Origin of the sequence: Polynucleobacter sp. JS-Fieb-80-E5 (assembly GCF_018882015.1) — a bacterium.
In the GTDB taxonomy this organism is placed as follows: Bacteria; Pseudomonadota; Gammaproteobacteria; order Burkholderiales; family Burkholderiaceae; genus Polynucleobacter.
Genome location: NZ_JACVPH010000001.1, coordinates 453,526 through 478,371, shown reverse-complemented (window position 1 = coordinate 478,371; position 24,846 = coordinate 453,526). Strand labels below are relative to the sequence as shown.

The 24,846-nt window shown below is 46.1% G+C and carries 22 protein-coding genes and 1 pseudogene; 20 read left to right on the top strand and 3 right to left on the bottom strand.

Features of this window, described 5'->3' with window-relative positions; translation table 11 throughout:
• The first annotated feature begins 6 nt into the window (after positions 1–6).
• The 14 genes and pseudogenes from aroA to cysM all read left to right on the top strand — a co-directional run bounded on the left by aroA (position 7) and on the right by cysM (position 15,647).
• Entirely contained in the window at positions 7–1,326 is a 1,320-nt protein-coding gene (gene aroA, locus ICN44_RS02230; RefSeq protein ID WP_216262650.1) for a 3-phosphoshikimate 1-carboxyvinyltransferase, read from the top strand.
• A 4-nt stretch (positions 1,327–1,330) separates the two neighbouring features.
• Positions 1,331–1,993, top strand: coding sequence for a (d)CMP kinase (gene cmk / locus ICN44_RS02225; RefSeq protein ID WP_216262499.1), 663 nt, complete (start codon positions 1,331–1,333; stop codon positions 1,991–1,993).
• A gap of 136 nt (positions 1,994–2,129) precedes the next feature.
• Complete coding sequence (rpsA, locus tag ICN44_RS02220; protein WP_216262497.1) at positions 2,130–3,803, top strand: 30S ribosomal protein S1; 1,674 nt, start codon at positions 2,130–2,132, stop codon at positions 3,801–3,803.
• A gap of 52 nt (positions 3,804–3,855) precedes the next feature.
• Positions 3,856–4,194, top strand: a pseudogene (locus tag ICN44_RS02215) (integration host factor subunit beta); the annotation flags it as partial.
• Positions 4,195–4,260: 66 nt separating this feature from the next.
• Positions 4,261–5,472, top strand: a complete 1,212-nt coding sequence (gene lapB / locus ICN44_RS02210) for a lipopolysaccharide assembly protein LapB (protein WP_216262492.1) — start codon at positions 4,261–4,263, stop codon at positions 5,470–5,472.
• Between the two features lie 66 nt (positions 5,473–5,538).
• Positions 5,539–6,903 (top strand): UDP-glucose/GDP-mannose dehydrogenase family protein, encoded by a 1,365-nt coding sequence (locus ICN44_RS02205; RefSeq protein ID WP_216262491.1) that lies wholly within the window; start codon positions 5,539–5,541, stop codon positions 6,901–6,903.
• A gap of 11 nt (positions 6,904–6,914) precedes the next feature.
• Positions 6,915–7,844 carry a D-glycero-beta-D-manno-heptose-7-phosphate kinase gene (rfaE1, locus tag ICN44_RS02200; protein WP_216262489.1) on the top strand — a complete coding sequence of 310 codons (930 nt, stop codon included), beginning with the start codon at positions 6,915–6,917 and terminating at the stop codon, positions 7,842–7,844.
• Positions 7,841–8,860 carry an ADP-glyceromanno-heptose 6-epimerase gene (gene rfaD, locus ICN44_RS02195; protein WP_216262487.1) on the top strand — a complete coding sequence of 340 codons (1,020 nt, stop codon included), beginning with the start codon at positions 7,841–7,843 and terminating at the stop codon, positions 8,858–8,860. The genes rfaE1 and rfaD overlap by 4 nt, the downstream gene beginning before the upstream one ends.
• A gap of 124 nt (positions 8,861–8,984) precedes the next feature.
• The gene (locus ICN44_RS02190) at positions 8,985–12,131 is read left to right on the top strand and encodes a CHAT domain-containing protein (protein WP_216262485.1); all 3,147 of its coding nucleotides are present in this window, start codon (positions 8,985–8,987) and stop codon (positions 12,129–12,131) included.
• Between the two features lie 41 nt (positions 12,132–12,172).
• Positions 12,173–12,610 carry a hypothetical protein gene (locus ICN44_RS02185; RefSeq protein ID WP_216262483.1) on the top strand — a complete coding sequence of 146 codons (438 nt, stop codon included), beginning with the start codon at positions 12,173–12,175 and terminating at the stop codon, positions 12,608–12,610.
• Positions 12,610–13,398 (top strand): hypothetical protein, encoded by a 789-nt coding sequence (locus tag ICN44_RS02180; protein ID WP_216262481.1) that lies wholly within the window; start codon positions 12,610–12,612, stop codon positions 13,396–13,398. The genes ICN44_RS02185 and ICN44_RS02180 overlap by 1 nt, the downstream gene beginning before the upstream one ends.
• Before the next feature lie 28 nt (positions 13,399–13,426).
• Positions 13,427–14,131, top strand: a complete 705-nt coding sequence (locus ICN44_RS02175) for a hypothetical protein (RefSeq protein ID WP_216262478.1) — start codon at positions 13,427–13,429, stop codon at positions 14,129–14,131.
• A 134-nt stretch (positions 14,132–14,265) separates the two neighbouring features.
• Positions 14,266–14,694 carry a helix-hairpin-helix domain-containing protein gene (locus ICN44_RS02170; protein ID WP_216262476.1) on the top strand — a complete coding sequence of 143 codons (429 nt, stop codon included), beginning with the start codon at positions 14,266–14,268 and terminating at the stop codon, positions 14,692–14,694.
• Positions 14,695–14,735: 41 nt separating this feature from the next.
• Positions 14,736–15,647, top strand: coding sequence for a cysteine synthase CysM (gene cysM, locus ICN44_RS02165; RefSeq protein WP_216262474.1), 912 nt, complete (start codon positions 14,736–14,738; stop codon positions 15,645–15,647).
• On the opposite strand, the gene ICN44_RS02160 is transcribed toward cysM, so the two are convergent.
• On the bottom strand, positions 15,644–16,897 hold the full coding sequence (locus tag ICN44_RS02160; protein WP_216262471.1) for a lytic transglycosylase domain-containing protein: 1,254 nt from the start codon (positions 16,895–16,897) through the stop codon (positions 15,644–15,646). The genes cysM and ICN44_RS02160 overlap by 4 nt on opposite strands.
• 95 nt (positions 16,898–16,992) lie before the next feature.
• On the opposite strand from ICN44_RS02160, the gene ICN44_RS02155 reads away from it, so the two are divergent.
• The 5 genes from ICN44_RS02155 (at position 16,993) to ICN44_RS02135 (ending at position 23,220) form a co-directional block, all read left to right on the top strand.
• The gene (locus ICN44_RS02155; protein WP_216262470.1) at positions 16,993–17,913 is read left to right on the top strand and encodes a histone deacetylase family protein; all 921 of its coding nucleotides are present in this window, start codon (positions 16,993–16,995) and stop codon (positions 17,911–17,913) included.
• Positions 17,914–17,949: 36 nt separating this feature from the next.
• Positions 17,950–19,602: an acyl-CoA synthetase gene (locus ICN44_RS02150; RefSeq protein WP_216262468.1), complete on the top strand. Its 1,653-nt coding sequence runs from the start codon at positions 17,950–17,952 to the stop codon at positions 19,600–19,602.
• Positions 19,603–19,689: 87 nt separating this feature from the next.
• A complete protein-coding gene (locus ICN44_RS02145; protein ID WP_072583657.1) occupies positions 19,690–20,439 on the top strand; it encodes an electron transfer flavoprotein subunit beta/FixA family protein in 750 nt (249 codons plus the stop codon).
• The gene (locus tag ICN44_RS02140) at positions 20,440–21,375 is read left to right on the top strand and encodes an electron transfer flavoprotein subunit alpha/FixB family protein (protein WP_216262467.1); all 936 of its coding nucleotides are present in this window, start codon (positions 20,440–20,442) and stop codon (positions 21,373–21,375) included.
• Between the two features lie 57 nt (positions 21,376–21,432).
• On the top strand, positions 21,433–23,220 hold the full coding sequence (locus ICN44_RS02135; RefSeq protein ID WP_216262466.1) for an acyl-CoA dehydrogenase: 1,788 nt from the start codon (positions 21,433–21,435) through the stop codon (positions 23,218–23,220).
• Between the two features lie 67 nt (positions 23,221–23,287).
• Here the strand turns inward: ICN44_RS02135 and ICN44_RS02130 are convergent, their stop codons facing one another.
• Together ICN44_RS02130 and ICN44_RS02125 are read right to left on the bottom strand one after the other, a co-directional pair.
• Positions 23,288–23,734 carry a hypothetical protein gene (locus tag ICN44_RS02130; protein ID WP_216262465.1) on the bottom strand — a complete coding sequence of 149 codons (447 nt, stop codon included), beginning with the start codon at positions 23,732–23,734 and terminating at the stop codon, positions 23,288–23,290.
• A gap of 38 nt (positions 23,735–23,772) precedes the next feature.
• The gene (locus tag ICN44_RS02125; RefSeq protein ID WP_216262464.1) at positions 23,773–24,303 is read right to left on the bottom strand and encodes an META domain-containing protein; all 531 of its coding nucleotides are present in this window, start codon (positions 24,301–24,303) and stop codon (positions 23,773–23,775) included.
• 224 nt (positions 24,304–24,527) lie between these two features.
• Here ICN44_RS02125 and rpsP point away from each other — a divergent pair, with 224 nt between their 5' ends.
• Positions 24,528–24,773 carry a 30S ribosomal protein S16 gene (gene rpsP / locus ICN44_RS02120; protein ID WP_072583652.1) on the top strand — a complete coding sequence of 82 codons (246 nt, stop codon included), beginning with the start codon at positions 24,528–24,530 and terminating at the stop codon, positions 24,771–24,773.
• The last annotated feature ends 73 nt before the right edge of the window (positions 24,774–24,846 follow it).

The window sequence follows — 24,846 nt, the reverse complement described above, 5'->3', positions numbered from 1 at the left end:
AGCGGTTTGCCAGATATTAGTATTGGTCCATTCAGGCGAGCCGAGGGCTCGATTGTTTTGCCGGGGTCTAAGAGTATTTCGAATCGGGCATTGCTACTTGCAGCCCTTTCCAGTGGCACAACCACTCTCAAGAATTTATTAGATGCAGATGACACTCAAGTTATGCGCAGTGCTTTGCGTCAATTAGGATTGACCGTTACCGATCAACCTAATCAAGTATGCGTAGTCGAGGGTTGTGGTGGTAAGTTCCCGGTGCAGGAGGCGGACCTCTTTATGGGTAATGCTGGTACGGCGATGCGTCCATTAACCGCAGCTTTAGCAATGCAAGGTGGTAACTATCGTTTATCTGGTGTTGCCCGCATGCATGAGCGACCAATTCGGGATTTAGTGGATGGTTTGCGTCAAGTGGGCGCGAAGATCGACTATGAATTACAAGAAGGCTATCCACCGATCAGAATATCCGCTGCAGCGATTCAGATTAAAGATGTCGTTAAAGTACGCGGCGATGTATCAAGCCAATTTTTAACTGCATTGCTCATGGCCTTGCCTCTGGTTGCGATAGAGCCGGTATGTATTGAAGTAATTGGTGAGCTCATCTCACGTCCGTACATCGATATCACTCTGAAGTTAATGGCACGTTTTGGCGTGACGGTTGCTTGTCCTGATAAACAGGCATTCATTATTCCTGCAAAAAACTCTGATTCGGTTTACAAAAGTCCTGGTCAGCTATCTGTTGAGGGTGATGCTTCTTCTGCATCCTACTTCTTGGCTCTTGGTGCCATTGGCGCTGGTCCCATAAAGGTTCTTGGCGTTGGTAAAGATAGTATTCAAGGTGATGTAGCTTTTTCTGACGCGCTTGCGCTGATGGGCGCCAAGATCAATATGGGTGAAGATTGGATTGAAGTATCTGGCGTGAAAAATGCCAATGGCAAACTCAATGGCATCACCATTGATTGCACTGAAATTCCTGATGCTGCGATGACCTTGGCTGTTGCTGCTTTGTTTGCAGAAGGTCCAACGCGTTTGAACAATATTGCTAGCTGGCGCGTTAAAGAAACAGATCGCATTGCGGCAATGGCAAAAGAATTGAAAAAAGTTGGTGCAATCGTTGAAGAAGGTGTCGACTACATTGTTGTGCAAGCTCCTGCATCACCCAGTGACTGGAAGTCTCCAGCTGAAGGTATTGATACGTACGATGACCATCGTATGGCGATGTGCTTCTCACTTGCTGCATTTGGTCCAAATACGCTCAAAATTAATGATCCCAATTGCGTTGCAAAAACCTTCCCGACTTACTTCGCAGAGTTTGCAAAGGTAGTGAACTAAGTTCATGAGTTCTTTTCCAGTCATTGCTATTGATGGTCCAACCGCTTCGGGCAAAGGCACTGTTGCTTTTCTCGTTGCAGAAACGTTGGGCTTTCATTATTTGGATAGCGGCGCCCTTTATCGCCTGGTGGCTTTAGCTAGCGAAAAACAGGGAATTGACGTTAAAAATGGCTCAGAATTAGGACTTTTGGTTCCTAAGTTATTGATTTCATTCAAAAATAGGCGAATTTTACTTAATGGCGAGGATGTCACAGACGCTATTCGCACAGAAAGTATGGGTTTAAGGGCCTCCGCTTTAGCTATCCACCCTGAGGTGAGGTCCGCTTTGGTGGGCCTACAGCGCAGTTTTCGCCAATCCCCTGGGCTGGTAGCCGATGGTAGGGATATGGCCAGCGTCATATTCCCAGACGCCGTTTTGAAGGTTTTCTTGACTGCAACAGCCGCTGCCAGAGCTGAGCGTCGCTATAAGCAATTGATAGCTAAGGGAATTTCTGCTAAACTTGAGGACTTGCTGCAAGATTTGCAGGAGCGCGATGCCAGAGACAGTAGTCGAGGTACCGCACCCTTGTTAGTTGCAGATGGTGCAAAAGTGCTTGAAACATCAGATTTATCTATAGATCAAGCAGTTAAGACGGTTTTAGATTGGTATCAATCGACAATCGCCTAGTTTGTATGTAGCTGGCTGTATGCAGTAGTTTTTGGTGTCTTAAGAAACTCCACAACGCGACTTTTCATTAGCGTGTTTCTTGAAGACTTTTTTAATCTAACCCGTCAGGCCTTCTGGCGGCACAAAGTGAATACACATGTCTGAATCATTTGCAGAACTATTTGAAGAATCATTAACCCGATCGAATATGAAGACCGGCCAAGTTATTTCGGCTGAAGTTCTCCGCATCGACCATAACTTCGTCGTTGTTAACGCTGGCTTAAAGTCTGAAGCGTTTATTCCTGTTGAAGAATTCCATAACGACGCTGGCGAGATTGAAGTAGCTCCTGGCGATTTCGTTTCTGTTGCTATTGACGCTCTTGAGAACGGCTATGGCGACACCATCCTTTCCCGTGATAAAGCAAAACGCTTGGCATCATGGATGAATTTGGAAAAAGCGCTTGAGCAAGCTGAGATCGTTACCGGTACTGTTACCGGTAAGGTTAAAGGCGGCTTGACTGTTATGGTTAACGGTATCCGCGCATTCTTGCCTGGATCACTCGTTGATACACGTCCAATCAAAGACACCAGCCCTTACGAAGGTAAGACGATGGAGTTCAAGGTTATCAAGCTTGACCGTAAGCGTAACAACGTAGTGTTGTCACGTCGTGCAGTGGTTGAAGCTAGCCAAGGTGAAGAGCGTGCTAAGTTGATGTCTAATCTTAAAGAAGGCGCAGTTGTTACTGGCCTCGTTAAGAACATTACTGATTACGGCGCGTTCGTTGACCTCGGTGGTATCGACGGCCTCTTGCACATCACTGACTTGGCATGGCGTCGTGTACGTCACCCAAGCGAGATGTTGACTGTTGGTCAAGAAGTTACCGCGAAGATTTTGAAGTTCGATCAAGAAAAGAACCGTGTTTCACTCGGCGTGAAGCAGCTTGGTGATGATCCATGGGTTGGTATCGCTCGTCGCTATCCACCTAATACCCGTTTATTCGGCAAAGTAACTAACTTGACTGATTACGGCGCATTCGTTGAAATCGAATCTGGCATCGAAGGTTTGGTACACGTTTCTGAAATGGACTGGACTAACAAGAACGTTGCTCCAAGCAAAGCTACTGCATTAGGAACCGAAGTTGAAGTAATGGTTCTGGATATTGATGAAGACAAGCGTCGTATTAGCTTGGGTATCAAGCAGTGCAAAGCTAATCCATGGGAAGAATTCTCACGTGCCCAACAAAAAGGCGATAAGTTATCTGGCGCAATCAAGTCTATTACTGACTTTGGTGTGTTCATTGGCTTGCCTGGCGGTATCGACGGTTTAGTTCACCTCTCAGACCTTTCATGGAATGAGCCAGGCGAAGAAGCTGTTAAGAAATACAAAAAAGGTGATGAAGTTGAAGCCACTGTATTGGCAATTGATGTTGAGAAGGAACGTATCTCTCTCGGTATCAAGCAATTGTCTGGTGACCCATTCAACAACTACACATCTGTCAGCGACAAGGGTAGCCTCGTAACTGGTACTGTGAAAGCGGTTGATGCTAAGGGTGCAACAATTCACTTAGCTGATGAAGTTGAAGCTTACTTACGTGCTTCTGAGATCTCAACAGATCGCGTTGAAGATGCACGTAATGTATTGAAAGAAGGCGATAGCGTTACTGCAATGATCATTAATATTGATCGCAAGTCACGTGTTATCAATCTTTCAATCAAAGCAAAAGACAGCTCTGATCAACAAGATGCAATGAGCAAGCTCCAAGGTGATGCGCAGTCTGGCACAACCAATTTGGGTGCTTTGTTAAAAGCAAAATTGGATAATCAAGGCTAAATCAATATCGCCGCTTTCCATTAGGGGAGTGGCGATTTTTTATTGATAGATCATGACAGATCAAGAGCAACAAGCAATCACCCGCTCCGAACTAGTGGAGAGCCTCGCGGAACAGTTTCCGCAGCTTCTGCCTAGGGATGTGGAGTTGGCGGTAAAAACTTTGCTGGACACAATGACTCATGCTTTGGCTGAGGGCAAGCGTATCGAGTTGCGTGGCGTGGGTAGCTTTGTGCTTCACCATCGTCCTGCGCGTACTGGTCGCAATCCAAAGTCTGGTGAGACAGTATTGATTCCAGAAAAACGCGTTCCCCACTTTAAGCCTGGCAAAGAGTTGCGTGAGCGAGTAGATTACAAGCCGTTGAAGCAGGCGGGCCCCAAAGAGGGTTCTGGTGCCTAAGATTCAGGCTCAACCTCAGTGGTCCATTCGGGCCATTTTTTTATTTAAATTCTGCGCACTATGATCCAGATAGCTACCGCTTGGTTGTTGCTGCTGCCAATGATGTTTGGCATCGGTTGGTTGGCAGCGCGCTGGGATTTGCGTCTTGAAAACCGCATGGATGAACGTGAGCGCATGCGTCAGCAGCGCTCTACCTTTAAAGGCTTGAGTCTTTTGCTCAATGAGCAGCCTGATCAGGCGATTGAAACCTTAGTCAAAATTGCACAATTAGATCCAGAGACTATTGAGCTGCATTTCTCATTGGGTAATTTATTTCGCCGTCGTGGTGAAACAGAGCGCGCTATTCGCATTCATCAGCACTTGGCTAATCGTGATGATCTGAAGCCCCGCGATCGTGATCACGCTGCCTATGAGTTGGGCCGTGACTTTTTGCGTGCTGGCTTGCTTGATCGAGCGGAAGCTTCTTTAAATCGTGTAGGCAATGGCAAGTATGCTGAGCCTGCAAAAGAGAGTTTGTTGGAGATGTATCAGATTGAGCATGATTGGAAAAAAGCCATCATTGCTGCAAGTGAGCTTGAAGGGTTGCAAGGTAAATCGCACCATACTGAAATCGCACAATTTCACTGTGAGCTTGGTCAAGAGGCCTTACGGCGCAAAGACTTGGATGAGGCGGAGCAGTCCATCCAGCGCGCTCTTCAGGCTGTCCCGAATCATGCGCGCGCTTTGATCTTGCAAGGTGATTATTTGATGGCAATGGATCGTCCTGCTCAAGCGATTGAGGCTTGGAGTGTGATTGCTAGTTCTCACCCTGCTTATATGCATTTGTTGGCCGATCGTTGGATGCTTGCTCACACAGCAATTAATAAAGAGGGCGCCGGTTTAGATCGCCTCTGCGAATTGCTAAAAACACAGGCCACTGGTGAGTTGCTCGATATCGTACACAAGCACCTGATGAAAATTCGGGGTCCACAGGCAGCAAATGTAATGTTGTCCGATGTGATGCAGCATTCACCAACTTTGATTGCATTATCTAAAATGGCTGAAACCCGTCTTGCATTAGAGGAGGGTAGCGCTAACCCAGAAAGACTGTTGGAGTTGCAGTCTATTCTGAAGCTTCTGCGTCAACGTACTACTAGCCTAGCTCGCTACACTTGCGGTAATTGCGGTTTTAGAGCGAGAAGATTCTATTGGCAATGTCCTGGCTGCAATCATTGGGAGGCATACTCTCCAAGACGGAGTGAGGGTGCTGCGCCAAGCGGTCCTTCAATGTAAATTAATTAAACCGTCATGATTTCAATGTGTAATGATGTATTCAAATAAAAACTTAATGGAGATCAATTGAAAGTCACCATCATCGGTAGCGGTTACGTAGGTCTTGTTACTGGCGCATGTTTAGCCGAGCAAGGAAACAATGTCTTTTGCGTTGACGTCGACTCCAAAAAGATTGAGATTCTCAATTCTGGCGGCGTACCTATTTACGAGCCTGGTCTTAAAGAGATGATTGAGCGCAACAAAGCTGCTGGCCGTTTGCAGTTCTCGACTGATATTGCAGCCTCAGTTGCTCATGGTGAAATTCAGTTTATTGCTGTAGGTACGCCTCCAGATGAAGATGGCTCAGCTGACTTGCAATACGTTGTAGCAGCAGCGCGCAATATTGGTCGTCATATGACCACCCCTAAAGTGATTGTCGATAAGTCGACTGTGCCAGTGGGTACTGCCGATAAAGTGCAAGCGGCCATTACTGAAGAGCTGGAAAAAAGAAACTTATCTACCGAGCTGTGCTCTGTAGTCTCTAACCCAGAGTTTCTCAAAGAAGGCGCCGCTGTAGAAGACTTTATGCGCCCAGATCGTATTGTGATTGGCACTGAAAGCACTCCAGCAGGATTGCATGCTAAAGAGCAGATGCGTAAGCTCTATGCTCCCTTTAATCGCCACCATGAACGCACCTATTACATGGATGTCAAAAGTGCGGAGCTCACTAAATACGCTGCCAATGCGATGCTAGCGACCCGCATCTCCTTTATGAACGAGTTAGCCAATTTGGCTGACCTAGTAGGCGCTGATATTGAAGCAGTGCGTCAAGGTATTGGCTCAGACTCACGCATTGGCTATGGCTTTTTGTACTCGGGTACTGGTTATGGTGGTTCTTGCTTTCCAAAAGACGTGTCTGCCTTATCAAAGACTGCGAAAGAGCATGGACGGGATCTGAAGATTTTGGATGCTGTAGAAGCGGTTAACGAACTGCAAAAGTACATCTTGGTCGAAAAGATCGAAAAGCGCTTTGGTAAAGACCTCAAGGGTATGAAGTTTGCACTGTGGGGCCTGGCCTTCAAGCCGAATACTGACGATATGCGTGAAGCGCCTAGTCGTGTGATCATTCAAGAATTAGTTAAACGTGGTGCTCAGGTGGTAGCCCATGACCCAGTAGCTATGCCAGAAGCAGGGCATGCGCTAGAAGTAGACTTTAAGGGCAACCCAACAGGCCTTGCCCAAGTATCGATGACCGATGATCCCATGAGCGCCTTAAATGATGCTGATGCCCTAGTTATTGTGACGGAGTGGAAGGCCTTTAGAAGTCCAGATTTTGAGCAAGTGATGGAAAAGCTCAAGCGCCCCATCATCTTTGATGGCCGTAACCTCTATGAGCCCGCTTCTATGCAAGAATTAGGTATTGAGTACCATGGCATTGGGCGACATAATTAAAGTAGACGCAAATGGAAAAAGCAAACCGCGAACAGTTTTCTAAAGCCCGCCTTCTAGTGGTGGGTGATGTCATGCTCGATCGCTATTGGTTTGGCGATACTAATCGTATTTCTCCTGAGGCGCCAGTGCCGGTGGTGCAGGTAAGCAAGATTGATGAGCGTCTTGGTGGTGCTGCTAACGTAGCGCGTAACGTAGCTGCGCTCGACGCCAAGGCAACTATTCTCGGTATTGTTGGTAATGACGAACCCGGTAAGCGTGTAGTTGAGTTATTAAAAGCCGGTGGTGTGGATAGTCAATTAGAAATTGATGCAGACGTTCCCACCATTGTGAAACTCCGTGTAATTGCTCGTCAGCAACAGCTCATTCGCTTGGACTTCGAAGAAACCCCCAGTGCAAAAGCGCTTGCGCATAAATTAGAGCGTTTTGAAAAGCTTGTTGGTGCTGCTGACGTAGTCATACTTTCCGATTACGGCAAAGGTGCATTGGGCCAAGTAGCTCATATGATTGAGCAGGCTAGAGCACAAAACAAAATGATCCTAGTTGACCCTAAGGGTGAAGACTATGAGAAGTATCGTGGCGCCACTGTTTTAACGCCTAACCGTAGTGAATTACGTCAAGTGGTTGGCCAGTGGACAAGTGAAGAAGACTTGACTAAGAGAGCTCAAAACCTGAGAAAGTCTCTTGACTTACAAGCCTTGCTCCTAACGCGTTCCGAGGATGGAATGAGTCTATATACCGAATCTGGTGTGAGTCATGTCAAAGCGCAAGCTCGTGAGGTATTTGATGTTTCTGGTGCTGGCGATACTGTGATTGCAACATTGGCTGTAGCCTTAGCTGCGAAGTGGCCTTTAGAAAAAGCCATGGCACTTGCAAATCGTGCAGGTGGCATCGTTGTTGGTAAGCTGGGAACTGCAACCGTTACTTCAGAGGAATTACAGTGACTATTATCGTAACCGGCGCAGCTGGATTTATTGGTGCCAATATTGTTCAAGCGCTTAATGCGCGTGGTGAGAAAAATATCATTGCAGTAGATGATCTTCGTCCTGCAGACAAGTATCGTAATCTCGCTGATTTGGACATCATTGATTACCTCGATAAAGATGAGTTTCTAGAGGCATTTAGAAGTGGTCGTTTTGGTAAGGTTAAGGCAGTATTTCATGAGGGTGCTTGCTCTGACACCATGGAGACTGATGGTATTTTCATGATGGCGAATAACTATCGCTACACCATGGATTTATTGGATATCTGTACTGAGCAAAAAGTACAACTCCTCTATGCTTCTTCTGCTGCAACTTATGGAGGCTCAGACGTATTTGTAGAAAGTCGTGAGCATGAGAAGCCTCTTAATATTTATGGCTACTCTAAGTTCTTATTTGATCAAGTCATGCGTAAGCGCTTTGCTGAAAAAGCCAATACTGCGCAGGTGGTTGGTTTCCGTTACTTCAATGTCTATGGTCCGCGTGAATCTCATAAAGGTCGTATGGCATCGGTTGCCTTTCATCAATATCACCAATACAAAGCTAATGGTCATGTAAAGCTGTTTGGTGAGTACGGTGGTTATGCACCTGGTGAGCAAAGTCGCGACTTTGTATCTGTTGAGGATGTAGTTAAAGTTAACCTCTTCTTCCTGGATCATCCAGAAATCAGTGGCATCTTTAATTTGGGTAGCGGTCGTGCGCAACCCTTCAATGATGTAGCGCATGCAGTAGCTAACTCTATGCGTAAGTTAGATAAAGCGGCGCCTGCAACCCTTCAAGAATTGGTTAAAGAAAAAGCGATTGAGTACATTCCATTTCCGGACGCACTCAAAGGTAAATACCAGTGCTTTACTCAGGCTGATTTAACCAAACTCAGATCCGCTGGCTATACAGAGCCCTTCCTCAATGTGGAGCAGGGCGTAGGAAAATATATCGAGTGGTTGGAGGCCAATGCTGGTTTTCTGGCTAACCCCCTATAAATAGTCAAAAACACGTTTTTCAAGCATAAATCTAGAGGCTTGCCGGCTTAGCCTAGTAAGCCATTTTTTTGTTATCGTTCTGAGCTACTATATTGCTTATAAAAATTATGACTAGGGGATTCCTATGCGCAAACCTTCTCTGATTCAACTCTTAGCGCTGTTATGCAGTATTTTCATATTTGCAAATCAATCTTTTGCAGCCCCAGGCAAAGATGATGTGGATGTAGAAATTGTTAAGGCGCCACCACGGGATGTGAAGGATATTTTGCTGGTTTTAAATCAGGCTCGTCCCGATAAAACTTTGATTGACAAAGCCACTAAAATTCTTGCCTTGCCAATACCCAGTGCAAGCGACCCAGAAACATTGAATCATTATTACTATCGAAGGGCTAAGGCTGAGGAGGTTTTAGAAAATAGTAAGGGCGCTCTGGATGCAATCAAAAAAGCCGTAACTGAATATCCATCTCCGCAGATTGATTTGCGTATTGATGAAATGGCTCAATATATGATGAGTGAATCTATTCAGGGAAGCTTGTTGCAAGCTAAAAAAATTGCCGAAGAGGCTAAGTCAATGGTTCCCCAAAACCAACGAGGTTGGGTGTTAAATTTTGATAGGCAAATTATTAGCTTTTGCTTGAATTTAGGTGATTTTGATTGCGCAAAGACGTGGTTAAGTACCTTGGAATCAGATTACAGCGCATTAATCAGTGCCGCTAAAAATCCTAATTTTTTATATCGATTGGCCTGGGAAATTAGCTTAGAAATGGGCCGTGGTAGATATTTTCTTTCTGAGAGTAAATTTGTAGAGTCAGAGCGTTCTTTTAGAAGGGCCTTATCACTCAATCAACAAGTACTAGACACTATTAAAGATAGGGGTAGAGATGTTTTAGATAATGATAAGCGCGTACTACAAGACACGACGACGAATGTAAGTGGGTATTACATGCAACGAGCATATCTCATGAATGATATGTCTAAGGCATTTTTAGGACAAAGACGCTTAATTGATTCTGAGTATTGGGCCCGAGAGGCAACGCTATTGTCAATTACGCAGTTTGGCCCTAATTCTGGCAGAACTGCTCAAATGTTGCTAACTCTGACTAGAGTGATTGCTGAACAAGGTCGAAATGCAGAAGCAGTGTTGCTAGGAACTGCTGCATTGAAGGTTGCGCAGCAATCTACCAACTATCCGGGTTCAGTATTAATCGCTAATGCTCGCAAGACTCTTGCATCTACATTGGTGGCTGATGGCAAATATGCTCAAGCAGAAAAAGTCTTTTCTGAAATGGTTGAGGGGGTTAAAGGAGACCCTGAAGTTTCTGCACGTTTCTCTGCTCAGGATTTAGATTGGGCCTTAGCGTTAATTAAGACTGGCAAAGCATCGCAAGCGGCGGTAATGACATCTGCCATGCTTTCGAAGGATGGCGCAAGAATGGAGAAGGGCTCAACAAGACTGGCAATGTTAACAGCCTTTAATGCATCCGCTCTTCAAGCTTCGGGCCAATCTGCACAAGCGCTTTCTGAATTTAAGCAATCGGTACCAATCTTAATTAACCAGGCTCGTAACGATACTGAAAACGCCACTGAGAGTATTCGCCAAACTCAGCGCATGACTTTTATTCTTGAGAGTTACCTGGCATCCCTAGCGCAGCAAGCTAAGGTAGACTCATCTGCAGCAGCTGAGGCTTTCCAGATTGCTGATTTAGCACGGGGTAGTGGCGTGCAGCGCGCATTAACCTCTAGTGCAGCACGTGCTAATATTACTGATCCTCAGCTTGCATCACTTGCTCGTCGTGAGCAAGATATGCAGCAGCGTATTACTACCCTCTCAGAATTGTTGACGGGTTTATTGTCAGCACCCCCTGATCAGCAGCTACCTGCAGTGCAAGCAAAAATCCGCTCCGATATTACCGGCTTTAAATCGCAACGTGATGATCTTAAAAAAGAGATTGAGCGCAAATTCCCTGACTATGCAGAATTAATTGATCCTAAACCGGCTTCAGTAGAGCGGACTCAAAAAGCACTCAAGCCAGATGAGGTTTTGGTATCTTGGTATTTTGCTGATAACGTCGGTTATGTTTGGGCGATTACTAAAGACACTCCTGCACAATTTGCACAGCTCTCTGTGGGGCGTACGCAAGTTGCTAAAGAGGTTGCGCAATTGCGTAAAGCACTCGATCCTGGAGTGGCGACGATTGATGAGATTCCACCCTATGATGTTGCTTTAGCGAATCAACTGTATCAACAAGTATTAGCACCCGTACAAGCGGCTTTTTCTGGCAAAAAAGTGATGCTGACAGTGCCGCATGCTGAGCTTGGCCAGCTACCTTTATCACTTTTGGTGACTAAACCTGTTGCACAGCCCGCTAAGGGTGGTGCCACCCCATTCATTGGTTACAAGACCGTGCCTTGGTTAACGAGAGAGATTGCTGTTGCTCAAGTGCCATCTGTCACCGCTTTGACAGCCTTACGCTCTCTACCTGCCGGTAATCCAAACCGGAAGAATTTTATTGGCTTTGGCGATCCTTACTTTAGTGCGCAGCAAGAGCAGCAGGCGGATAAGCAAGCAAAGGCAACGCAATTAGCAACTCGCGGTAAGCCGCTTAATCTACGGAGTGCGCCAAAGACCTCTGGAGTTAGCTCTGCGGAATTAGCGCTATTGCCGCGTCTGCCAGATACCAGTACTGAATTAGAAGAAATCGGTAAGGCAGTTGGCGCTAGTGATGGCGATATCTTCTTGCACCGTCAGGCCTCAGTGAAGCAGGTGATGTCCACCGATCTATCTAACCGTAAGGTAGTGATGTTTGCTACCCATGGTTTAGTGCCGGGAGAGTTGAATGGCTTGACCCAGCCAGCTTTAGCCCTATCCTCTCCAGATGTCACAGGAGACAAGGACGATGGTCTGCTCACAATGGATAAAGTGCTCACCTTAAAGCTCGATGCTGACTGGGTAGTGCTGTCTGCTTGTAATACTGCAGCGGGTGAAGGTGCTGGCTCTGAGGCGGTCTCTGGCCTTGGCCGCGCCTTCTTCTTCGCCGGCGCTAAAGCCCTATTGGTCTCTAATTGGCCGGTAGACTCTGTGGCCTCGAGAACGATGATGACTGATTTGTTCAAGAACCAGCAGAAGGCTCAAGGCACCAGTAAAGCTGAGCTACTCCGGCAAGCGATGCTGAACCAAATCGACCAAGGTGGCATGAGCGAGGGCGGTAGCATTAAGTATGCCTATGCACATCCCTTATTTTGGGCCCCCTTTGTCGTCGTTGGGGATTGATTTAAGATTGCTACCATTGATATATAAATCTTGAGGCTATTATGAAACTGATTCAACTAACACTCGCCGTAGCTTTGTTTGCTACTACTCAGATGACTAGTGCAGCATCTTTGATTAGCGTCAAAGAGGCCGCTCTTCCACCTGCGGCAGGAACTTTAGCCACTCGGGGTATTTCTCGAGGGCCAGCCATTAAGTTGGCATCACCTGAGGCCGATACACCAGTAGTTGCCCCATTTGATTTCAAGGTGACTTTTGAGCCGCGCGGTGATGCCAAGATTGATCCAAGCTCTGTAAAGGTGGTTTATATGAAGTCACCATTTGTGGATCTCACACCTCGCCTGAAAAGCGCCATCTCTGCAAATGGCATTGATTTTGCAAAAGCGGAAGTTCCTCCAGGGAATCATACGATTCGTGTCACAGTAAAAGACTCTGAAGGTCGTGAAACAAATTCAGTCTTGAATTTGGTAGTAAATAAATAATGAATTGCCCATACTGCCTTTCGGAGGTTTCTGAGGAGGCTTACGTCTGCAAAACCTGCAGTCGTGATATCTATTTGCTGAAGCCAATGGTGGCTAAAATTGCTGATTTAGAAAGTAAAGTAGCGGCAATTCCAAGCCCAGAGCTTTATGAACTCAGAATCGCTGAGCTTGAACAATTGCTCGATGAACAAAATCATCAGCTTGAAAAAAGGTCTTCTCTGCAGTGGATATCCGATATTGCTATATATCTCATCATTCCTCTGCTGTTGCTGCTCGTCGCACATTGGTTAATTGCAGTGGTATACGACACCAAAATGATCTATCTGCGTATTATTTCAATGGTGTTGCCACTTCCATTTGCTTATGCATTATTTAATAAGCATGCGCATAAATTATTTCCTTGGTTTGTTGGCGTAATTTTTTTGGCAATTGCTTCAGTTATTGGCATGAGTTGGATTACTAGTATGGTCGATCATTCCCCAGTATGGCCGCAGAACCTATTTGAGTGGAAAGAAGTACTGGAATATTCCGCTAGTATTGCGTTTAGCTTTTTAACAGGCATGTTGCTTGGTGGCGTTGCTTATGCTGCAAAGCAAAGAGCGCGTAGGGCGGGTCTGGTAAGTTCAATGATGAAAGTTGCCTCACTTAACTTTAAAGATGGCGGGGCTTCTCTACAAAGTGTTCATGGCTTAATGAAGACATTGCAGGAGTACGGTGGCACTATTGTGGCCTTAGGAACTACAGCGGTATCTATATATACCGGTCTCAAGGGCATCATTGGCGCTTAAGTTTTTATTTGCAGCCTGGGTTTATCTTGTGACTGCCACCGCGCAGTCACAAGTAATCGATATTCCTCATCAGCAAGAACCACCCACTAGAACCCTTCTAGTCCCAGCAACAAATGCAAAAGCATTGGTACTATTGTTTCCGGGTGGCGGGGGCATGATGCGACTCAAAGATGATGGCTCAACCAAAAATCAACATACCTTTATTCGTTCAATCAATTTATGGGCGCAGTATCAAATTGATGCGGTATTGGTCGACACTCCTTATGATTTGGGCGATTTAAAACGAGGTGATCTGAGAGGTCGCGGTGACCATCTAGAGAGAGTAGGTGAAGTTGTTCGTTATTACAAAAATAAAACGAAGTTACCCATCTGGATTTTTGGCCATAGCATGGGAACCTCTACAGCTAGCTATTTCGTCAATCAATTCAATGAACAATCTCAATTGCTCTCTGGGGTCGTCATCGCTGGCACAGTTAGAACTGCCACCATTAGTGATAATGTAAATTTGCCTGTTGAGGCGATTCACCATATGAACGATCAATGCCCCGGCACTCCAATATCTGCCTCTGAAAATATTATCTCCGGGCGCCCAAAAAATACCATTGCTCAATTAGAGATTATTGAAGGCGGTATTAGCGCAGGGAACGTCTGCGATTCTTTTGCCTATCATGGCTTTAATCAGACTGAGCCTGAACTCATAAAGCGCGCCGCCCAATTTATTTTGAGTCAATAGACGTGACACCCATCAGTATTTACTGATTAATAGGTATGCTCAGGTTTTAGGTCAACCAAACTCATCACTATTCGTTGTAAACGATCCACGCGCACTTTGTGTCCGTGGATTTTTTATTTACTACTGGAGAGAAGATGATCAAAAATTTAACTTTGGGTAAAGTTCAGACTTTAGTTAGAGCAGTAGCACTAGCATTATCTGTATTGGTATTGGGTTCTGGGGCGGCTTACGCATCACCCATTAATGTCAATACTGCCACTCAAACGGAGCTTGAGAGCATTAAGGGTATTGGTCCTGCTAAGGCAAAAACCATTATTGCTGAACGTTTGGATGGCGGCCATTTTCAGGATGCTAATGATCTGCAGAAGCGGGTTCGTGGCATTGGTATGAAATCAGTTGAAAAAATGGTCGATAACGGATTAACCATTGAGGCACCGAGCTCTTTTCGGGAGCCCAATGGCCGCACGAAGAAAGAGGGCGGGGCCTCTGCCCGACGCAATGCGCGTAATCAAGCTAGTCCTCGCAATCAGCAGGAGCGTTCGGGATCAGGTCGCAGAAATTAAACCCTTCCGTGTGTAAGGCGGCTTATGGCTAAAATGGCTTCATGAGCAAACCTTCCTACCTTACTATTTCGCAGACTGTGGGCAATACGCCTTTAGTTCGCTTGCAGCGTATTCCTGGTTTAGAAAACGAGAATCGCAATAATGTGATCTTAGGTAAGTTGGAAGGAAACAATCCAGCCGGGTCGGTGAAGGACCGACCTGCGCTGTCGATGATCTCACGTGCACAAGAGCGCGGTGAGATTAAACCTGGCGATACATTAATTGAGGCAACCAGCGGTAATACGGGTATTGCTTTAGCAATGACTGCCGCGATGCTCGGTTACAAAATGATTTTAGTCATGCCAGAAAATCAAAGTATTGAACGTCGTCAAAGTATGGCAGCTTATGGGGCTGAATTAATATTGACCGCAGCTTCTGGTGGCATGGAATTTGCCAGAGATTACGCCTTGCAGCTGCAAAGAGAAGGTCGCGGCAGATTGCTAGATCAGTTTGCCAACCCTGACAATCCGAGAGCGCATATAGAAAGTACTGGACCAGAAATTTGGCGAGACACTGATGGGCAGGTCACACATTTCATATCCGCCATGGGAACAACTGGCACCATTACAGGTGTCTCTACTTATCTCAAATCCATGAATCCTACGATTCAGATTATTGGCGCACAACCAGAAGAGGGGTCTCAGATCCCGGGTATTCGGAAGTGGGCGCCAGAGTATCTGCCTAAGATTTATCAAGGCGATAAGGTAGATCTGATTGAGTATGTTTCGCAAGCGGATGCAGAGGAGATGGCACGTCGTCTAGCAGCGGAGGAGGGTATTTTCTGCGGCATCTCTGCAGGAGGTGCTTTGGTGGTGGCTTTGCGCATAGCGCGCCAGGTTGAAAATGCCACGATCGTCTTTATTGTCTGTGACCGTGGTGACCGCTACCTATCTACCGGCGTTTTTCCGGCTTAAGACTTTACTTTTTTCTTAGCGCTGGATTTCTTGGATTTAGACTTTTCAGTAGCTGCCTTTGACCCACTGCTTTTGGTTGGGTTTTCTACTGGCACAACACTTTGGTTTTTATATCCTAAGGCTTGGGCAAACTCAGCAACACTTTGCGCATAAAAATAGCTGCGGTTGTATTGCACAATCGTCAGAAAATTATTTAAGCCAACAAAATATTGCACCTGTTCTACACCATCTTTATCTGGATAGGGTAGGTCAACGATGAAAGCTTTGCTTTGTGGCTCTACCCCACCACTTTGAAGATCGCCCTGTTGCTGAGTCAAGATTTCTTTTTCAATGAGCTCTTGTACAGTAAATTTCAATTGCGGTTCACCATCAGCCATTGCTTTGGCAGTACTGATGCCATTTTCTTGAACTGGAAATGAAATCGGCATACCGGGTTGCCAGCCATGTTTTTTCATGAAGTTGGCAACACTCGCAATAGCATCCTTAGGGCTTTGCCTTAGATCAATTTGACCATCGCCGTCACCATCGACTGCAAAGCTGCGAATACTGCTGGGCATGAACTGTGGCAGGCCGATGGCGCCAGCATAAGAACTATTCTGATTTAGGCAAGCATGAAAGCGTGCGCTATTGATGCCTTGACTACTATTTTTAGAGGGCAACTTGCCACCCGCCCCGGTCCAACACATCAGAATGAGTTCTTTGAGTTGATCCTTGAAGAGTTGTTCACGTGCTGGTTTATTTGGGGTATCTGGGTAACTAAAGGCGAGGGTGGATAAAACATCTTTCACCCTGAAATTACCAGTTTGGCGCCCATAGATGGTCTCGATGCCAATAATGGCCACAATAATCTCAGCTGGCACCCCTGACTCTTGCTCAACTTGGCTCAAAAAGGCTTGATTTTGGTCCCAAAAGACCCTGCCAGCCTTAAGGCGCACGGGCTCAATAAAGCGTTTGCGATAAGCCAGCCAATTCTTCTTAAATGTAACCGATGGGGGTAATACCAATTTCCGAATTGAGGGAACCGTTTTAGCATCTAGGAAGCCCATTTCTAGGGCTGGGAGTGGGATTTCTTGGTTCTGGGAGACCTGGGTAAGGAGTTCGTTGAGGTTCTGGCTAAAACGCGCCTCGGTAGCGACATCGTCAGTCTGGTTTACGATGGGCTGTTGCGATTGGGTTGGTTGTGTGGAGGTGCTAGAGCACCCTGCTAAAAACGCAAGAGCAAGCAGTAGGTAGGAGACGTGAAAGTTCATGCCTAAGATATTTTTATTGGTATTGGATTTTCGAATGTTGAGCACGTTTAATTAGATTATAAAAATAACAAATTTGCTATTGAGGATTTCGAGTAATGACAACAGGATACATAACTCATCCAGACTTTCTGAAACATGAGATGGGAAGCCATCATCCAGAGTGTCCAGAGAGAATTCAGGCGATTAATGATCAGCTGATTCGCAGCGGTGTTGATCAATTTTTGCATCATTTAGATGCGCCATTGGCAACCGAAGACCAATTGGAATTGGTCCATAGTCCTGACCACGTTTCTTTTGTTCGGGATCGTGCCCCAGAGAGTGGGTATTTCATGCTCGATGGTGACACCATCATGAATCCTCATACTTATAGAGCATCACTCAGAGCGGCAGGCGCTGCTATTGCAGGCGTAGATGCTGTGATGAAGGGTGAGGTTGAGAACGTATTTTGTGCCGTAAGACCGCCAGGACATCATGCGGAGCCAACGCGTTCTATGGGTTTTTGTTTATTTGATAACGTGGCGATTGCTGCGCGATATGCAATGGAAACATACGGCATTGAGCGTGTCGCCATCATTGATTTTGATGTCCATCATGGCAACGGTACTGAAGCTGCTTTTTTCAATGACCCTAATGTCTTGATGTGTAGCTTCTTCCAGCACCCTTTTTATCCATACAGCGGCCTTGATCACGCAAACAATATGGTCAATGTACCTTTGCCTGCTGCGACTCGGGGCGATGTGGTGCGCTCCATTGTGGAAGAGCAGTGGTTGCCAGCTTTGCGTAATTTTGAGCCTGAGCTCGTGATTATTTCAGCAGGGTTTGATGCCCATCGCGAGGATGATTTAGGTCAGATGGGCTTGGTGGAGGATGACTATGTCTGGATTACCAAACGTTTAAAAGAGATTGCTAATGAGTATGCGCAAGGACGCATTGTGAGCTGCTTAGAGGGTGGTTATAACCTCTCTGCTTTAGGCCGCAGTGTGGTGGCCCATATTAAAGCGCTAGCAGATATTTAATAAAAAATTTAGTAAAACAGAAATCGAAAGCTGAAGATGGCAAATATTTATGAACAAGGTTTGGCTCGCAATCCAGCCAACTACACCCCAATTACACCGCTCTTATTTTTAGAGCGCTCAGCAGAAATTTACCCCAATAAAACTGCCGTTATTCATGGGAAATTACGTCAGACCTGGGCGCAAACCTATGAGCGTTGCCGTCGCTTGGCTAGCGCCTTGCAAAAGCATGGTGTTGGTTTGGGTGACACCGTAGCGGTGATGTTGCCCAACACGCCTCCAATGGTAGAAGCCCACTTTGGTATTCCGATGGCGGGTGCAGTTTTGAATGCTCTTAATACTCGTTTAGACTCAGAGACAGTGGCTTTTATGCTGAATCATGGCGAAGCAAAGGTAGTCATTGTTGATCCTGAGTTTTCAGGGGTGATGAAAAAAGCGCTTGAGATCGCTAAGAAAGATTCTGGCCGTGATTTCTTGGTGGTGGATGTTGAAGAAAAAGAGTTTGATGTTCCTGGAGAGAAGTTAGGCAAACTCACTTATGAGAAATTACTCTCCGAAGGGGATCCAAATTTTGCATGGCAAGTTCCCGCAGATGAGTGGCAAGCGATTTGCTTGAACTACACATCAGGAACTACTGGCAACCCTAAGGGCGTGGTGTATCACCATCGTGGCGCTGCAATTAATGCCGTTTCCAATGTGCTGGACTGGGATATTAATAAGCATCCCATCTACCTCTGGACTTTGCCAATGTTCCATTGCAATGGTTGGTGCTTCCCATGGACGATCGCTGCTCGCGCTGGTGTCAATGTCTGCTTGCGTCGGGTTGATGCGCAACATATTTTTGCGGCAATTAAAGAGCATGGTGTGACGCACTACTGTGCGGCACCTATCGTGCATAACTTGTTGGTCAATGCGCCGGATGAGCTGAAGGTGGGAGTGCCTACAGGGGTCAAAGGTTTGATCGCGGGCGCCGCACCACCTGCATCCATTATTGAGGGTATGGAAAAGTTAGGATTTGATTTAACTCATGTTTATGGTTTAACTGAAACCTATGGGCCGGCAGCTGTGTGCGTTAAACAAGACGAGTGGAATAATGTTGATATCGGTGAGCGTGCTCGCTTAAATGCACGCCAAGGTGTGCGTTATCACATGCAACAGGCAATTGCTGTTCTTGATCCAGAAACCATGCAGGCCGTTCCAGCAGATGGTGAAACCATGGGTGAAATTATGTTCAAGGGCAATATCGCCATGAAGGGGTATCTGAAGAACGAAAAAGCAACCCAAGAGGCATTTGAAGGTGGTTGGTTCCACTCGGGTGATTTGGCGGTAATAAATCCAGATGGTTATGTGAAGATGAAGGACCGCAGCAAAGACATCATTATTTCTGGAGGTGAAAATATTTCCTCTGTAGAGGTTGAGGATGTACTCTATCGACACCCAGCTATTAACGCTGCTGCGGTGGTTGCTAAGCCTGATCCTAAGTGGGGTGAAACGCCTTGTGCCTTCCTGGAAATCAAACCTGGCTCAGAAGTGACTGCCGAGGAGATTATTGCCCACTGTAAAAAGCATTTAGCAGGCTTTAAGGTTCCGAGAGCCATTGTGTTCTGTGAACTACCAAAGACCTCAACTGGCAAGATTCAGAAGTTTGAGCTTCGGAAACAAGCGGGTTCAGCTACCGCAATTGATGTTTAATTTGGCAAATATTCAGGTAAAATAAAACGATCGTGCTTTTTATTGAGGGTTTATCCTCGATTTATATATATTGGAGAGGTTTGAGGGATGAAAGTCTTAGTGGCTGTAAAACGCGTTGTAGATTACAACGTCAAAATTCGGGTGAAATCAGACAACTCTGGTGTTGATTTAGCGAACGTCAAAATGAGTATGAATCCCTTTGATGAAATCGCAGTAGAGGAAGCGGTGCGTTTAAAAGAGGCGGGTGTCGCAACTGAGGTGGTTGTAGTGTCTGCTGGTGCAACCCAATGCCAAGAAACCCTCCGTACCGCTTTAGCAATTGGCGCGGATCGTGCCATCCTGGTGGAGACAGATGTAGAGCTGCAACCTTTAGCAGTAGCGAAGATTCTCAAGGCGCTCTCTGATAAAGAGCAAGCGCAAATCATCATTCTTGGTAAACAAGCAATTGACGATGACAGCAATCAAACCGGTCAGATGTTGGCTAGCTTGCTGGATATTCCTCAAGCAACCTTTGCTTCTAAGGTTGTAGTTGCAGACGGCAAGGCCACTGTGACTCGTGAAGTCGATGGCGGCTTAGAAACTATTGCGCTAACTTTGCCGGCAGTGATTACCACTGACCTGCGCTTGAATGAACCACGCTATGTCACTTTGCCGAACATCATGAAGGCCAAGAAGAAAACAATTGATATCGTGAAGCCTGAAGAATTGGGTGTCGATATTGCCCCACGCCTGAAAACACTTAAAGTAGAAGAGCCGCCAAAGCGCTCTGCTGGCGTGATGGTTGCTGATGTGGCAGCCCTTGTAGAAAAACTCAAAAATGAAGCGAAGGTGATCTAAATGGCCGCACTTGTTATTGCTGAACACGATAATCAATCTTTAAAGGTTGCAACGCTTAACGCTGTAGCAGCTGCTTTGCAGTGCTCTCCTGAAGTGGATGTACTCGTTGCTGGTAGTGGTGCTGATGCTGCTGCCGCTGCCGCAGCGCAAATTGCTGGCGTGCGCAAAGTGATTCAAATTGATGCCGCTAATTTGGCTGATCAATTGGCTGAACCTTTGGCTGCACAGATCATCTCCATTGCGAATGGCTATAGCCACATTCTCGCTCCTGCAACAGCTAATGGGAAGAATGTTTTGCCACGCGTTGCTGCTAAGTTAGATGTAGCTCAGTTGTCTGACATTACCAAAGTCATCTCAGCGGATTCTTTCGAGCGTCCAATTTATGCGGGCAATGCGATTGCAACCGTGCAATCCACCGATCCAGTCAAAGTGATTACTGTGCGTACTACTGGTTTTGATCCAGTCGCTGCAACTGGTGGTTCAGCTGCTGTAGAAAAAGCTGCTGCTGCTGATAGTAAAGCTTCATCATCCTTTGTTGGTCGTGAGCTGACTAAATCTGATCGTCCAGAATTGACCGCCGCCAAGATTATTGTTTCTGGTGGTCGCGGTTTGGGTTCTGGTGAAAAGTATCAGGAGCTCATTGCTCCTTTGGCCGACAAGCTCGGTGCTGCTTTAGGTGCATCCCGTGCTGCGGTGGATGCAGGTTATGTTCCCAATGATTACCAAGTGGGTCAGACTGGCAAGATTGTGGCTCCTCAGCTTTACATTGCCGTAGGTATCTCAGGTGCCATCCAGCATTTGGCTGGTATGAAAGATTCCAAAGTTATCGTAGCAATCAACAAAGATCCAGAGGCGCCAATATTTGGTGTTGCTGACTATGGTCTAGTGGCGGATTTGAATACTGCTGTGCCGGAGCTAACAAAAGCACTTGGTTGAGCTGAAGATTGAAGTCAAAGATTAATTAAGTATCAAATTGTATAAAGAGGAGTTGTAATGCCATACGTAGCCCCAGTGAAAGATATGTTGTTTGTGATGAATGAACTAGCTGGGCTATCAGATGTTGTTGCCTATCCCTCCTATGCTGACGCGGGTGCGGATGTAGATTTAGCCCCTGCGATCTTGGAGGAGTCAGCCAAATTTAATCAAGATGTAGTGGCACCCCTCAACTGGACTGGCGATCAAAACCCAAGCTCTTTAAAGGATGGTGTAGTGACAACCACCCCTGGCTTCAAACAAGCTTTTGAGCAATACGCTGCTGCTGGTTGGCAAGGCGTAATTCATCCCGCAGAGTTTGGTGGACAAGGCTTACCAAAATTGATCTCTACTGCTTGTTTGGAGATGGTCAATGCAGCCAATCTTTCTTTTGCACTATGTCCATTACTTACCGATGGTGCTATTGAAGCTCTCTTAACTGCTGCTAGCCCAGAACTTCAGGAGCAATATGTTCCGAAGATGATTTCTGGTGAGTGGACTGGAACAATGAATTTGACTGAGCCACAAGCTGGCTCTGATCTTGCGATGGTTCGCTCACGCGCTGTTCCAGAGGGTGACGGTACTTACAAGATTTTTGGTACCAAAATTTATATCACCTATGGTGAGCACGATATGGCTAAGAATATTATCCATTTGGTGTTAGCCAGAACACCTGATGCACCAGAGGGCGTAAAGGGTATTTCATTATTTGTAGTGCCGAAGTTTATGGTGAATAAAGATGGTTCATTGGGCGAACGTAATGATGTACATTGCGTTTCGATTGAGCACAAGTTAGGTATTAAAGCGAGCCCAACTGCGGTTCTACAATTTGGTGATCATGGCGGTGCGATCGGCTACTTAGTTGGCGAAGAAAATCGCGGTCTTGAATACATGTTTGTGATGATGAATGCGGCTCGCTTTGCAGTAGGTATGCAAGGCGTAGCGGTAGCTGAGCGTGCCTATCAAAAGGCGGTTCAATATGCAAAAGATCGAGTACAAAGCCGCGATCTAGCGGGTTCACCGGGCCCAGTTGCAATTATTCATCAGCCGGATGTAAAGCGGATGCTCATGACCATGCGCGCCTACACAGAGGCATCACGTGCTTTAGCTTATTACGCTGCTTCTGCCTATGATGCACAGCATGCCGCCCCTGATGAAGCGGTTCGGAAAGCTAATCAAGCTATCTATGAATTCTTAGTCCCAATCGTTAAGGGCTTTTCTACAGAAATGTCGATTGAAGTCGCTAGTCTGGGAGTTCAAGTGCATGGTGGCATGGGCTTTATCGAAGAAACTGGCGCAGCGCAGTATTACCGTGATGCCCGCATCTTGACGATTTACGAAGGCACTACTGCAATTCAGGCGAATGACTTAGTTGGTAGAAAAACGGTTCGTGATGGCGGTGCGATTGCCAAAGAGCTTTCCCAAAGAATTGCTGCCACTGAAAAAGATTTAGCTGCCAGTGGAAGCGCTGATGCTAAAGCAGTGTTGAAGCAGTTAACATTGGCGCGTGCCGCATTCGAGCAGGCAGTTGCTTACGTTGTAGCTAATGCAAAGACGGACATCAAAGCGGTCTATGCCGGTAGCTATGCGTACTTGCGCTTATCTGGCTTGGTATTGGGCGGTTGGCAAATGGCGAGAGCGCTGTTAGCTGCCGAGGGTTTGCGTGATGGCGATCCAAAATTCTATGATGCGAAGATTGCTACAGTCCGTTTCTTTGCTGAGAATCTCATGCCTCAAGCACAAGCTCTGGCAACCTCGATTGTTGAAAGCGGTCACTCTACCAATGCTCTAGAAGTAGAGCAGTTTTAAAGAAGCACAAAAGAGAATAAAAAAACCGCTCATAAGAGCGGCTCTTGCAAATTAAAGCTATCTGCAATTATTGGGATAGCTTTTTTGCTTCATGGATTTGAGAGATGAAGAATTGCTCAAAAGAGACTGCTAAAAAAGTCATCATCACCCCAGCGCCCAATACCAAAGAGAAAATCACTGTTAGTATCTCGAGCCAGCCAGAGCGGCTGCGTCGGTGATCTTCAATGCCGGGATTAAATTGGGCATCCCACTTCTCATCTAAGCGAAGACCAAAGGCAATCGTGGTTAACCAGCTTGCTTCAATAGTCATAAAACCAAAAGTAACGAGCACCCATCCTGGTGCCGAATGAAAGTGGGTGTCCTTGAGAATGACCCAGCCTACTGCGCCACCTATCAAGGCAAATAGCTGAACCCAGGCCCAAAAAGATTTAAGTCCTTGTAGATAAAAACAATTGAGGCCACTGCCCGGAAGGAGTAATCCGAGCGCGCAAAAAAGAAGTTTGGATTTTTTCATGAATCTTTCAGTGATATTGCTAATGAATAATTGAGTGCTTACTTAGTGTTGTTTGGCTTTTGAATAAAACTGAGTACTTCACGATCAGTGCCGATCATGAGTAATTGATCACCATTGCGCACAATGCTGCGATAGTCATTTAACTCATAGAGGAAATCATTTTCTAATTCCATACGCTGAGGGTTACAAGCCATCTTGGTGCTAGCGATTTGCTTGAGAGAAAAACCGCGGGCGTCTTCATCAAGGGTTGCAGTAAACCGATTGCATCCTGTCGAGCCGCTCAGCCGTTGTCCGCTAGCATCAAAAATGATTTGAATCGGGTTGCTGGCATCGCCTTGCGGAATTTGGCGGGTGCGCACCTCTCCATTGCTATTGGGGGGTAAGTTCCAGCGGGTCAGCTCCCATTTGGTATTTTTGAGTTCGCTGCTTGGTGGGCTTATTTTGGCTCCACATGGGGGGATGACGTTTGCGCAGCCACTTAAAAGTCCAAGACTTAGGCAAGAAAGTGTCAGAAAGAACCCTTTTGAAGGCCTTCTGAGGGAGTCTAAAAGTCTGGATTTAAGGACCATATTTATCTAAGTTATTGTTTTTAATGTAGATTTTATTTAAGCAGACATTCTATTCTACTGTCTTAGATGCTTAAATAGGTGGAAGAAGTAGGGGTTTTCGTCTAGAATATGAGGTTTTCCGGTCTACCGTATCTTTATTTGGTGAGCTGGAGCCCAAGGTTTTTTGTAGAAATTTCATTGGGTTGTAATCAACCTGTTTTCATTTTAGATTTTAAGGAATAAGTATGGTCGTCATTCGACTGGCACGCGGCGGTTCTAAGAAGCGCCCTTTTTACAGCATTGTTGCTACTGATAAACGCAACCGTCGTGACTCGAATTTCATCGAGCGTATTGGTTACTTCAATCCACAAGCAGCGGCAACTGAGCAAGCAATGCGTATTGCTCAAGACCGTTTGACTTACTGGACTGGTGTTGGCGCGCAGGTTTCCCCAACAGTAGTTCGTTTGATCAAAAACAATCCAGCTGTTTAATATTCGATTGCTAAAAACTTCATCGATGTGATGAGGTTTTTAGCGGCAGAATTTATAGTAGTTCTATTTTGGG

Coding starts and splice junctions, on each gene's coding strand:
- cmk (WP_216262499.1), top strand. CDS start 1,331: ATGAGTTCTTTTCCAGTCATTGCTATTGATGGTCCAACCGCTTCGGGC.
- rpsA (WP_216262497.1), top strand. CDS start 2,130: ATGTCTGAATCATTTGCAGAACTATTTGAAGAATCATTAACCCGATCG.
- lapB (WP_216262492.1), top strand. CDS start 4,261: ATGATCCAGATAGCTACCGCTTGGTTGTTGCTGCTGCCAATGATGTTT.
- rfaE1 (WP_216262489.1), top strand. CDS start 6,915: ATGGAAAAAGCAAACCGCGAACAGTTTTCTAAAGCCCGCCTTCTAGTG.
- ICN44_RS02190 (WP_216262485.1), top strand. CDS start 8,985: ATGCGCAAACCTTCTCTGATTCAACTCTTAGCGCTGTTATGCAGTATT.
- ICN44_RS02185 (WP_216262483.1), top strand. CDS start 12,173: ATGAAACTGATTCAACTAACACTCGCCGTAGCTTTGTTTGCTACTACT.
- ICN44_RS02180 (WP_216262481.1), top strand. CDS start 12,610: ATGAATTGCCCATACTGCCTTTCGGAGGTTTCTGAGGAGGCTTACGTC.
- ICN44_RS02170 (WP_216262476.1), top strand. CDS start 14,266: ATGATCAAAAATTTAACTTTGGGTAAAGTTCAGACTTTAGTTAGAGCA.
- cysM (WP_216262474.1), top strand. CDS start 14,736: ATGAGCAAACCTTCCTACCTTACTATTTCGCAGACTGTGGGCAATACG.
- ICN44_RS02160 (WP_216262471.1), bottom strand. CDS start 16,897: ATGAACTTTCACGTCTCCTACCTACTGCTTGCTCTTGCGTTTTTAGCA.
- ICN44_RS02155 (WP_216262470.1), top strand. CDS start 16,993: ATGACAACAGGATACATAACTCATCCAGACTTTCTGAAACATGAGATG.
- ICN44_RS02150 (WP_216262468.1), top strand. CDS start 17,950: ATGGCAAATATTTATGAACAAGGTTTGGCTCGCAATCCAGCCAACTAC.
- ICN44_RS02145 (WP_072583657.1), top strand. CDS start 19,690: ATGAAAGTCTTAGTGGCTGTAAAACGCGTTGTAGATTACAACGTCAAA.
- ICN44_RS02140 (WP_216262467.1), top strand. CDS start 20,440: ATGGCCGCACTTGTTATTGCTGAACACGATAATCAATCTTTAAAGGTT.
- ICN44_RS02135 (WP_216262466.1), top strand. CDS start 21,433: ATGCCATACGTAGCCCCAGTGAAAGATATGTTGTTTGTGATGAATGAA.
- ICN44_RS02130 (WP_216262465.1), bottom strand. CDS start 23,734: ATGAAAAAATCCAAACTTCTTTTTTGCGCGCTCGGATTACTCCTTCCG.
- ICN44_RS02125 (WP_216262464.1), bottom strand. CDS start 24,303: ATGGTCCTTAAATCCAGACTTTTAGACTCCCTCAGAAGGCCTTCAAAA.
- rpsP (WP_072583652.1), top strand. CDS start 24,528: ATGGTCGTCATTCGACTGGCACGCGGCGGTTCTAAGAAGCGCCCTTTT.